The organism is Stenotrophomonas sp. SrG, assembly GCF_050031795.1.
GTDB lineage: Bacteria > Pseudomonadota > Gammaproteobacteria > Xanthomonadales > Xanthomonadaceae > Stenotrophomonas > Stenotrophomonas rhizophila_A.
Genome location: NZ_JBNBBE010000012.1, coordinates 129,826 through 141,103, shown reverse-complemented (window position 1 = coordinate 141,103; position 11,278 = coordinate 129,826). Strand labels below are relative to the sequence as shown.

Genomic DNA, 11,278 nt, shown 5'->3' with positions numbered 1-11,278 from the left:
CAATGATCATCAACGGCGCCGGCCGTCCTGCCGCACTTTCCAGCACACCGGGCCTCACCGCGGCGGACGCCTCCGTTCTCGGGGCCGACCGCGAGCAGGCCCTGGGCACGCGCGAGCACGATTTCCTGCTGTTCGGCAGCCAGGCCACCGCGTTCGCCCGCGACCTGTTCCGCAGTGGGATCGCCGACGACCTGCGCGCCTATCTCGAACAGGGATTCCTGCACGACGCTGATGCCAGCGGGCCGGTACAACGGAAGGTGGCGCCCGGGGACGGCGACGACGGGCTCGATGCCTGCGGCGGGAATCTGACCCTGCGCGACGGGGTGCTGATCTTCGGCCGCTACAACAACCACGGTAACGGGGACTGCTATTACGCCTGCGTGCCGGGCAGGGGGGCGCCTGCGTTCTTCAGCATCTGCATCGAGTCCGGCGTGGACAGCGGTGAGGCCTACGAAATCTCCGTGTCCCCCTCGATGGACTGGTCACAATTTCTGGCTCACCTTCCGCCTGCGTGAATATGGCGTGATGCTCGAGGCCGCATGCACCGCAGCGACGGGCTTCGTTTTTGGCACGATCCCGCTATCCTGTGCCCATGCCGCCTTTGAAATATTTCCTGCCGCTGTTGTTCCTGTCGCTGGCCATCGCCTCGACCGCGCATGCGCGCGGCACCATCGAGAAGGTGGACATCACCGGCCTGGACAGGGACGACGATGCCGAGATGATCGAGAACATCGAAGTCTCGCTGTCGTTGTACGACACCATTGGCAAGGAACAGGGCGAGTCCCGGCTGGAATACCTGCTGTCGCAGGCCGAGCGCCAGACCCGGCGCGCGCTGGAACCGTTCGGCTACTACAACCCGGTGATCACGGTGGAAAGCCCGCGCGAAGGTGAGAACCTGCGCGTGGTGATCCATGTCGATCGTGGTCCGCCCACCCTGGTACGCCGCGAGAACATCGACATCACCGGTCCGGCGCAGCTGGACCAGTACCTGCAGGAAGACCTGGAGAACTTCCGACCGCGCAAGGGCCAGCGCTTCGAGCACACGCTGTACGACGCCAGCCGCGTGACCATCACCCGGCGCCTGGCCGAACGTGGCTACTTCGATGCCGATTTCACCCAGCGCCGGGTCGAGATCACCCGCGCCGAGAATGCCGCCGACATCGATCTCACCTGGGATAGCGGCCGCCGCTACAACATGGGCGATATCCGCTTCCACCAGGATTACTTCGTGGAGCGCCTGTTCGACCCGCTGGTGTACTGGGAAAAGGGCAGCTACTTCCACGAAGGCAAGCTGGACCGCCTGCGCGAATCGCTGACCAAGCTGGATTACTTCAGCGTCATCGACATCCAGCCGCAGCCGGACCAGGCCGACGAGAACGGCAACGTGCCGGTGGATGTCACCCTGACCCGGGCCAAGCGCAGCATCTACACGGCCGGTATCAGCTACGGCAGCGAAAGCGGTGCCGGTGTGCGCGGCGGCCTGGAGCGGCGCTTCCTCAACAGCCGCGGCCACAAGATGAACACCCAGCTGGACTACGCGCAGAAGCGCAAGAGTCTTGTCACCACCTACCGGATCCCGGCGTTCAAGTGGCTGGACGGGTGGTACGGGCTCACCGCCAGCGCGTATGACGAGCAGACCGACTACATCGACCTTCGCAACTTCAAGCTGATCGGCAGCCGCAGCGGCGAGATCAACGAGAACTGGACGGCCATCGCCTCGATCAATGCCCTGCGCGAGCGCTGGCGCTATGCCTCGGGCACCGAATTCACCAACGCGATCTACAACACCTCCACGCTGGTGTATCCGCAGCTGGTGGCCGACTACGTGAATGTCGACGACCGCCTGGCCCCACGCAAGGGCATCAGTGGCAGCGCGACAATGCGTGGCGGCATCGAAGGCGCAGGTTCGGATACCAGCTTCGTGCAGGCCAGTGTGATGCTGCGCTGGTTCATTCCGGTCGGCGATGCCGACCGCCTGATCCTGCGCGGCGAAGGGGGTACCACCTGGACCAGCGACCTGGTGGCGATGCCCCCCAGCCTGCGCTTCTTCGCCGGTGGCGACCGCAGCATTCGCGGTTACGCGTTCCGTGAAGTAGGCCCGCGCACGCCTCCGCCGGATAAATTCGCACTGGGTGCCAAGAACCTGGTGACCGCCTCGGCCGAGTACGAGCACTACTTCAAGGGCGGGCCGTGGGGCGGCGCGGTGTTCGTCGATACCGGCAGCGCGTTCGACAACACCATCGACCTGCATACCGGCGTGGGCTTCGGCGTGCGCTGGAAATCACCGGTGGGTCCGGTGCGCGTGGACATCGCGCACGGTCTGAACAATCCGGATTCGAAGTTCCAGCTGTACCTGAGCGTGGGAGCGGACCTGTGAGCACGCCGACCCCGACCACGCCAACCCCGCCGCCGCCGCGCGTGCGCTTCTACCGCAAGCGCCGGTTCTGGGCATGGTCCGGCTTCACCGTGCTGGGGCTGGTGCTGCTGGCGCTGCTGCTGGTGTACTGGCTGCTGCAGACCGTGGCCGGGCGCGATGTGCTGCTGGCCCAGGTGGTGGCGCGGCTGCCGGTGGGCGCCACGCTGACCTGGAGCAAGGTGGATGGCCCGGTGGCCGGGCCGCTGGTGCTGCACAACCTGGATTTCCGCTACGACGACATCCACTTCACCGCCGAGCGCGCGTACCTGGATCCGGATATCCGCCCGCTGCTGGGCCGCAAGCTGCAGCTGGATGCGCTGCAGATCAAGAACGCCACGCTGAACCTGGCCAAGAGCGACGAACCGTTCGAAATGCCCTCGTGGCCCGATTCGCTGCCGCAGATCGAAATGCCGCTGGCGATCCAGGCCGACACCATCATCATCGATGGCTTCCGCATCACCCAGGCGCAGGAGCCGTTGATCGACATCACCAGGCTGCGCGGTGGGCTGGAAATTGCCAACGGCGAATTCCGCGCGCGCCAGCTCAAGGTGGACAGCGACCTGGGCGACTTCCGCGTGGACGGCCGCTATGTGCCGCGCAACGACTATTCCACCGACATCACCATCGGCGCGGTGCTGCCGGCACCGCGCGGGCGCACCCCGGCGCGGCTCGGGCTGGTGGCCCGTGGCAACCTGGACCGCATGGAAATCGCGCTGGCCGGGCATGCCCCCGCGCCGCTGCAGGCCAGCCTGGTCTTCGACGGCCGCGACGCACCGGTGTGGAAGGCCAGTGCGCGCAGCAAGGAACTGGACCTGGCACTGCTGGTGCCGGGCATGGATGCCGGTACCAGCACGCCGCTGTCGCTGGATTTCCAGGCCACCGGCAAGGGCGGGCAGGCCAACCTGCAGGGCCGCATCCAGCAGGGCGACCTGGCGGTGGAGCTGGCGCCATCCAATGTCGGCCTGGCCGACCAGGTACTGACCGTCTCACCGCTGGTGGTGAAGGGCTTCGGTGGCCAGGCCCGGCTGCAGGGCACCGCCGATTTCCGTGACCGCGAAAATGCCAGCCTGCGCTTTGCGATCGTCGCCAACGACCTGACCTTCGTGCCCGAGGCCGATCCCACCACGCCGGGCGCCGCCAAGCCGGTGCCGGTGACGCTCAACGAAGCGCGCATGGGCCTGGCCGGCACGCTCAAGAACTGGGCGGCGGTCGGCACGGCCTCGGTGGAGCGCGAACAGCAATCGGCCGACCTGACGTTCGATGTGCGCGGCAGCGACACCGCCGCCCGGATCAAGCAGCTGCAGGCCAAGACCCCCGGCGGCACGCTCGACGTGACCGGCCAGGTGGCGTGGGCGCCGCAGCTGGATTGGGACGTGGCCGCCAAGCTGGCTGCATTCGATCCCGGCTACTTCGTGCCCGGGTGGGATGGCCGCCTGTCCGGCAACGTGGCCTCCAAGGGCCGCCAGCTGCCGCCGCCGGCGGGCAGCCCGGCCGGTACCGCCGGGATCTATGAAGCCACCGTGGACGTGCCCGGCATCAACGGCATGCTGCGCAACCGCCGCGTGGATGCGCAGGGCCGCTTCGCGCTGCGCGGGCAGCAGGGCGAAGGCAACGTGCGCCTGGCGGTGGGCAACAGCCGCCTGACCGCGCGCGGCAGCGTCGGCGACCGCCTCGATGTGCAGGCGCAGCTGGAACCGGTGCAGCTGGATGACCTGATGCCCGGCAGCACCGGCACGCTGCGTGGCCAGGTGCAGGTGCGCGGACCGCGCACCGCGCCGGACATCACCGCCGACCTGGTCGGCAGCGGGCTGCGCTATGCCGATTACAGCGCTGAAGCGCTCAGCATCCGTGGCCGCCTGCCGTGGCAGGGCAGCAACGGCACCCTGGCGCTGCAGGGCACCAAGGTGCAGGCCGGCATGCTGCTGGACACGATCAACGTGGACGCGCGCGGCAGTGTGTCCAACCTGCGGCTGGATGCGCAGGCGAAGAACGAACTGGGTGCGGTGGCGCTGGAGGGCGGGGTACGCCAGCAGGGCAATGCATGGCGGGGCGATATCGCCGCGCTGCGGATCGCACCGATCAAGGGCGATGCATGGGCGTTGCGCGCACCGGCCACCTTCGGTATCCAGGGCAGCACCTTCACCCTGACCGACACCTGCCTGGGCGCGGCCACCGGCGGCGCGCTGTGCGCCAGCGCCAACTGGCCGCGTGATGGGTTGAAGGTGCGCGGCGATGCGCTGCCGCTGGCGCTGGTGCAGCCGTGGCTGCCGCCGCAATCCGGGCGCCGCCTGCACCTGCGCGGCGAAATCACCCTGGATGGGCAGATCCGCCCGCGCGGCAACGCGTGGGAAGGCAGCGCCAGGATCGCCTCGCTGGAAGGCGGCATCCGCCTGGGCGACAACGCGCGCGGCGAGCTGGTGCGCTACGACCAGTTCTCGGCCACGCTGGAAATGACCCCGGCGCAGATCAACGCCAAGCTCGGTGTTGGCTTCCAGGGCAACGGCTTCGTCGATGCCAAGGTGCAGACCGGCTGGGATGCCAACGCGCCACTCAACGGCGAGCTGTACCTCAACATGTCGCGGCTGTACTGGATCGAGTTGTTCTCGCCCGACATCGTGCGCCCCACCGGCCTGATCGAAGGCCACGTCAGCCTGCGCGGTACGCGCGGCACGCCGTCGCTGGGCGGCGACGCCAAGCTGAGCAACTTCAAGGGTGAGTTCCCGGCGCTGGGGCTGACCTTCGATCAGGGCAGCGGCAGCTTCACCGCGCAGCCGGATGGTTCGGCGAAGATCACCGCACAGGCGAACTCGGGTAAGGGCACGCTGTACGTGGACGGCGGGCTGTCGTGGTTCGGCGATGCACAGCCGCTGCAGCTGCATATCCACGGCGAAAATGTGCTGCTGTCCAACACGCCGGAACTGCGCATCGTGGCCAACCCCAACCTCGACTTCACCCTGGCCAAGGCGGCCATGCAGCTGCGCGGCACCGTGCATGTGCCCGAAGCCGACCTGGACCTGGAGCGGCTGGATCGCGGCACCTCGGTGTCCGAAGACGTGGTGGTGCTGGACCCGGCCGACCCGGAAGAAGGCCCGAGCCTGCCGCTGGACATGGACCTGACCGTAAGCCTGGGCGACAAGGTCCGCATGGCCGGCTTCGGCCTCAAGGGCGGGCTGGGCGGCAAGATGCAGGTGTGGGCGCGGCCCGGTCGCGAGATGACCGCCAACGGCGCGCTGGAAGTGAGTGGCCGCTACAAGGCCTATGGCCAGGACCTGACCATCACCCGCGGCAACCTCAACTGGAACTTCAACGCGGTGTCCGACCCGCGCATCAACATCCGTGCAGAGCGCCGGGTGGGCGATGTCACGGCCGGTATCGACGTGACCGGTCGCGCGCAGTCGCCACGGGTGGACGTGTGGTCCGAGCCGTCGATGTCGCAGTCCGAAGCACTGGCGTTCCTGGTGCTGGGGCGCAGCCTTACCGGCGCCAGCAGCGACCAGACCCAGCAGGTCAACGCGGCCTCGGCAGCGCTGTCGGCCGGCAGCGGCCTGCTCGCTTCGCAGCTGGGCGCCAAGCTCGGCCTGGACGACGCCGGCGTCAGCCAGTCACGCGCGCTGGGCGGTTCGGTGATCGGCGTGGGCAAGTACATCTCGCCCAAGCTGTACGTCGGCTACGGCGTCTCGCTGGTAGGCAGCGGCTCGGTACTCACGCTGAAGTACCTGCTGCGCCGCGGCTTCGACATCGAAATCGAATCCAGCACGGTGGAAAACCGCGGCTCGCTCAACTGGCGAAAAGAAAAGTAGAGCCAGGCCCTGCCTGGCTGCTGACAATGATCGGCGCCACTGCCCCACCGGACGTGTGGGGAACCGGCATAGGCCACCCGCGTCCGGTACTGGCATTGCAATGATCGGCATCGCGCCTCCGTCAGCCCGTGTGATTGCGGGTCCGACACCGGTAGGGTCGCATCCCAATCGACCACCGACGCGGCATCCGCGATCGTTGATGGCATTGCAATGATCGGCATCACGCCTCCGTCAGCCATGCAATTGCACAGGTCCATGCGTCAAAGCGATCGCGCACATTGTCGGCAGTCGTTTGGGAACCGACCCTACCGCGCGGTGCATGCCGAATGCGGCATGGAAATCCTGGCGATTCAAGCAGCGCAGGGCGCTTGGAAAGACAGTTCGCCTACCGCATCACACTTTGCAATGTCCTTGCGCCGCAATGGATACCGGGTACCTCCGGATCAATTCCGACACAGTGTTAGGCACTGCCTACCGGTTCGGCCGAATCAACAGATACAACCGAATTCCGTTATGGTCATCGCGTCCGCATGGTAGGCCCTGAGTCTAAAAGCTCAGCAACCAAGCAAGCTTGATGCAATGCGTCGGGAGGGTGACCGAATACAACACCCCTCGTGGAAATACGTCGCACCGTTTCTTGCTTAACGGCTTTTAGCCTCCCGACTCCCCCGCCATTCCGGCGGGGGGACATCAAGGAGAGGCCTACCATGCACGACCAAGAAAATCAGTCATCCGCCCGCACCCCATCGCGTGTCGTCTACCACTGGCGTACGCCGCGCAGCGTGCTCGTTGGTGCGTTGCGCGAGGACGACCGTGAGCCGGAGCCCGGCGAACTACTGATTCCCTCCCTCCACCTGCGCGGCATGTGGATGACCACGGCAGGCATCGAAACCGGCAGCTGTCTGAGCGTGCACATCGCGCCCGGCTGCCTGCTGCTGCGCAGCGTGAAGCCCGTGGTAAGCGTCGCGTGCCGCCCCGGGTGGTACCTGTCCACGAAAGAGGCCCCGAGCGTTCGAACGCGCTCGCGCTGGTAAGCCGCGCGTCATTCCCCGGCCCCTGACCATCGGCCGTTGCCCTTGCGGGGCGCAGCGGCTATGGTCCCGGACTGTTCAACAGTGCCGGAATCAACTCCATGGCCACTCGCAGCACCCTCTCCACCGCCCTGGCCCTTGGCCTCACCCTCGCCGCCGGCGCCCACGCCGACGAAGGCATGTGGATGCCGACCCAGCTGCCGGACCTGGCCAAGCCGCTGAAGGCGGCCGGGTTCAAGGGCAACCCGGCCGACCTGGCCAACGTGACCGCCGCGCCGCTGAGCGCCGTGGTGCGTGCGGGGGGCGGCACCGGCTCGTTCGTTTCCGAAGACGGCCTGCTGCTGACCAACCACCATGTGGCCATGGGCGTGATCCAGTACAACAGCACCGCCGAGCACAACCTGATCGACGGCGGCTTCATCGCCCAGGGTCGCAGCGATGAGCGCCCGTCCAACCCGGATTTCCGCGTGCTGGTCACCACCGGCTTCGACAAGGTCACCGATGAAGTGCTGCGCGATGCGCGTGGCAAGACCGGGCGCGCCTACTTCGACGCGGTGGACCGCGCCAGCAAGCGGCTGGTGGCCGAGTGCGAGCAGGAAGGCAACGTGCGCTGCAGCGTGGCCGACATGTACTACGGCACCGACTTCTATCGGATCCGCCAGCTGGAACTGAGCGATGTGCGGCTGGTGTACGCGCCGCCGCGCGCGATCGGCAACTACGGCGATGAGATCGACAACTTCATGTGGCCGCGCCACACCGGCGATTTCACCCTGCTGCGCGCCTACGTGGGCAAGGACGGCAAGCCGGCCGCCTACAGCCCGGACAACGTGCCTTACCACCCGCCGGCGCACCTGAAGATGGCCATCGATGGCCCGAAGACCGGTGATTTCGCCATGCTGGCCGGATACCCGGGCATCACCTACCGCCACCGCACGGCGGCCGAGTTCGCCGGCCAGATCGACACGGTGCTGCCGCGCCGGGTGGCGGTGTTCCAGCAGATGATCGACACCATCGAAGCGACCACGGCCAAGGATGCACAGGCGCGCACCCGCTACGCCGCGCAACTGCAGTCGCTGAAGAACAACCGCAAGCGTGCCGCCGGTGAGCTCGAAGGCCTGCTGCGCAGCGATGCCAAGACCCAGCGCGCCACCGACGAGGCGGCGATGCTGAAGGCCACCGATGCGACCTGGCAGCCGGACATCCAGGCGCTGCTGGGCTCGCTGTCGCAGGGCGCGTCGATGGGCGAGCGCGATTTCGTGCTGGAACAGGCCGCCGCGCAGAGCCAGCTGCTGCGTTCGGCGTTGCTGCTGGAGCGCCTGCGCATCGAATCGGCCAAGCCCGATGCCGAGCGCGAAAGCGGCTACCAGCAGCGCGATCAGGCGCTGATCGAAGGCACCCTCAAGCAGGTCCAGCGCCGCTATGCGCCGGAGGTCGAGAAGGCGCTGCTGACGAATCTGCTCACCCGCTACCAGCAGCTGCCCGATGCGCAGCGCGTGCCCGAGTTCGACGCCGCGTTCGGCCGTACCCCGGCCGCGCTGGCCAAGGCGTTGGACGCGCTGTACAGCGGTACCCGGCTGGGTGATGAAGCCGAACGCCTGAGCCGCTTCGCTGCTGCGAAGGAAGGCAAGGCATTGGCGCACGACCCGCTGATCGACCTGGCCGGCCCGCTGGTGGCCGCGCAGCTGCGCTTGGAGGGTGAGCGCAAGGAGCGCGAAGGCGAACAGCTGCGCCTGCGCCCGGCCTACATGCAGGCCCTGTTTGCCTGGCGGGCCAAGCAGGGCCGTGCGGTGTACCCCGATGCCAACCGTACCCTGCGCATCAGCTACGGCAAGGTGGAAGCGCTGTCCCCGCGCGATGCGGTGCATTTCGATCCGGTAACCACCGTGGCCGGCATCGTGGAAAAGAACACCAATGCATTCCCGTTCGATGCGCCCAAGCCGTTGCTGGCGGCGATCGCCAAGGGCGATTTCGGCAGCACCGCCGACCCGGTGCTGAAGACCCAGACGGTCAACTTCCTGACCAACCTGGATACCACCGGCGGCAACTCCGGCTCGCCGGTGCTCAATGCACGCGGCGAGCTGATCGGGCTGAACTTCGACAGCAACTGGGAATCGGTCAGCGCCAGCTGGTGGTTCGACCCGCGCTTCAAGCGCGCCGTGCACGTGGACATGCGCTACCTGCGCTGGTTGCTGGCCAAGGTCTACCCGGCGCCGGCACTGCTGACCGAAATGGGCGTGCCGGCCGAGTAGGCCGGCGCCCTTCAACGGGCCAGCGGCGTCAGCCCGGTCCAGTCCATCTGCAAGGGCGCGAGCAGCAGATCCAGTTCGTTGCCCAGCGGGTTGCCGGGGTCCCAGACGTTGGGGTTGGCTGCAGCGTGCGAGCGCTCTGGCGGCGCGGCGCCGTTCCACGCCACCAGGGTCAGCTTCATGCCGCCGCGGTGAACGCCTGCCACCGCGTCCAACTGCTGCGCACCCAGTGCCCGTACTTCTGTGGGCTGAAAGCCCAGCCGCTCGGCCTTGGCCAGCAGCTTGACGGCAATATCGCTGACTGCCAGCTCGCGCCAGGTCAACGTTACCGGCACCGGCAGCAACGAGAACTCGCGGCGCAGTTCATGCAGCAGGTGGGCATGGATCTGGCTCTGCGGCCGCTGTATGGCGGGGTCGCCTCCGGGATCAAGCGGCAGTGCCGCTTCCACTTCGTGCAGGTAGTGCACCAGCTGCAGCGTGCGGTGTTCATCCGCACTGAGTGGGCCGAACGGGGAACCGGCTACCGGAACCGCCAGCCGCTGGTAGATCTGCGCCATCGGCCAACGACTGGTACGGTCAGCCGGCGGAGGGGTTTCAGTGACGGCTCGGGCGTTCCAGACCGAATACAGCAGGTTGCTGAGCGCGTTGCAGGTGACCTCGCGTTGGTCCGCGGGCAGCGAGGTTTCCAGGCGGTGGCGCAAGAGCGGGGTGAGGATGGCGGGCGGGGAGGTGGCTACGGGCATGCTGGAACTCCGTGGGAACGAGGGGCGGTCAACGCTGCCTGCCCCGATCCACACGAACAAGCGGCAACCACGACGCCCCACTGTCGCTTGCACCCACACGCCACCGCACTGCGGCTTTTGTAGCATTTGGCGGGTTCCCGGGCGGCGGCTAGACTGCAGGCTGGATCCGGAGGAAGCGACGCACCACGTGACTGCAGTACGGGAACTTGAAGGGCTGAAGGTCTGGGTGGTTGAAGACGACCCGGAGCTGCTTGCACTGCTGCTGGACGACCTGGCCTGGCGCGGCGCGACCGTGCGTGGCCTGGACAGCGCCGAAGCCCTGTACCGCGCGCTGCTGAGCGACCGCTGCGACATCGTGGTGCTGGACGTGGGCCTGCCTGGCGAAGACGGCTACACGGTGGCGAGCCACCTTCGCGCCTCGGCCTCGATCGGCATCGTGATGCTGACCGGCCGTGGCGACCCCCGCGACATGGCGCTGGGCCTGACCCAGGGCGCCGACCTGTATCTGGTCAAGCCACCGGACCTGGACGTGCTGGCAGCCGGCCTGCACAGCCTGCGCCGCCGCCTGTCGCCTGCTTCCACCGCGCCGGCCCCCGCCACGGCGCAGCCGCGCTGGCGACTGGCCGATGACGGCTGGACCCTGCACGCACCGACCACCGCCACGCTGGCGCTGACGATGATGGAGCGCGGCGTGCTGCAGTTGCTGTTCGCGGCCAACGGCGGCGCCGTCACCCGCGAGCAGCTGATCGCCAACATCACCGACACCCCGTGGGATTTCGATCCGCACCGCCTGGATGTGCTGGTCCATCGCCTGCGCACGCGCGTGCGCAGCGCCACCGATGTCGAGCTGCCGATCCGCGCGCTGCGCGGCCAGGGCTACCTGCTTACCGTCTGATCCGCTCCCGGTCGGCGTGAGCCAGTGTGAGCGTGCGTGAGCCGCCGGCACTGACTTGCCTTCACGGCAACATCACAATCCGCCCCGCCCGGCACCGTCGGCGACGTCTGTCGCCTGCAGGCCTGGGATTCATCTGACAGGGGACGT

At 67.6% G+C, this 11,278-nt stretch carries 7 protein-coding genes; 6 read left to right on the top strand and 1 reads right to left on the bottom strand.

The annotated features are described in order from the left end of the window. Window positions 1-2 precede the first annotated feature (2 nt). The 5 genes from ACQG3P_RS12955 (at window position 3) to ACQG3P_RS12935 (ending at window position 9,496) form a co-directional block, all read left to right on the top strand. Window positions 3-515: a hypothetical protein gene (locus ACQG3P_RS12955; protein ID WP_184126058.1), complete on the top strand. Its 513-nt coding sequence runs from the start codon at window positions 3-5 to the stop codon at window positions 513-515. A gap of 77 nt (window positions 516-592) precedes the next feature. Next, window positions 593-2,377, top strand: coding sequence for an autotransporter assembly complex protein TamA (locus ACQG3P_RS12950; protein ID WP_217539147.1), 1,785 nt, complete (start codon window positions 593-595; stop codon window positions 2,375-2,377). Continuing rightward, on the top strand, window positions 2,374-6,216 hold the full coding sequence (locus tag ACQG3P_RS12945; RefSeq protein ID WP_426805282.1) for a translocation/assembly module TamB domain-containing protein: 3,843 nt from the start codon (window positions 2,374-2,376) through the stop codon (window positions 6,214-6,216). The genes ACQG3P_RS12950 and ACQG3P_RS12945 overlap by 4 nt, the downstream gene beginning before the upstream one ends. A 707-nt stretch (window positions 6,217-6,923) precedes the next feature. Beyond that, complete coding sequence (locus tag ACQG3P_RS12940) at window positions 6,924-7,250, top strand: SymE family type I addiction module toxin (RefSeq protein WP_426805281.1); 327 nt, start codon at window positions 6,924-6,926, stop codon at window positions 7,248-7,250. 98 nt (window positions 7,251-7,348) lie between these two features. Continuing rightward, window positions 7,349-9,496, top strand: a complete 2,148-nt coding sequence (locus ACQG3P_RS12935) for a S46 family peptidase (protein WP_426805280.1) — start codon at window positions 7,349-7,351, stop codon at window positions 9,494-9,496. A gap of 11 nt (window positions 9,497-9,507) precedes the next feature. Here the strand turns inward: ACQG3P_RS12935 and ACQG3P_RS12930 are convergent, their stop codons facing one another. Next, window positions 9,508-10,236: a hypothetical protein gene (locus ACQG3P_RS12930; protein WP_217537474.1), complete on the bottom strand. Its 729-nt coding sequence runs from the start codon at window positions 10,234-10,236 to the stop codon at window positions 9,508-9,510. A 187-nt stretch (window positions 10,237-10,423) separates the two neighbouring features. Here ACQG3P_RS12930 and ACQG3P_RS12925 point away from each other — a divergent pair, with 187 nt between their 5' ends. Further along, a complete protein-coding gene (locus ACQG3P_RS12925) occupies window positions 10,424-11,131 on the top strand; it encodes a response regulator transcription factor (protein WP_426805279.1) in 708 nt (235 codons plus the stop codon). The last annotated feature ends 147 nt before the right edge of the window (window positions 11,132-11,278 follow it).

What these genes read in the sequence shown, in the direction of transcription:
- ACQG3P_RS12955 (WP_184126058.1), top strand. Translation starts at nt 3, where the DNA reads ATGATCATCAACGGCGCCGGCCGTCCTGCCGCACTTTCCAGCACACCG.
- ACQG3P_RS12950 (WP_217539147.1), top strand. Translation starts at nt 593, where the DNA reads ATGCCGCCTTTGAAATATTTCCTGCCGCTGTTGTTCCTGTCGCTGGCC.
- ACQG3P_RS12940 (WP_426805281.1), top strand. Translation starts at nt 6,924, where the DNA reads ATGCACGACCAAGAAAATCAGTCATCCGCCCGCACCCCATCGCGTGTC.
- ACQG3P_RS12935 (WP_426805280.1), top strand. Translation starts at nt 7,349, where the DNA reads ATGGCCACTCGCAGCACCCTCTCCACCGCCCTGGCCCTTGGCCTCACC.
- ACQG3P_RS12930 (WP_217537474.1), bottom strand. Translation starts at nt 10,236, where the DNA reads ATGCCCGTAGCCACCTCCCCGCCCGCCATCCTCACCCCGCTCTTGCGC.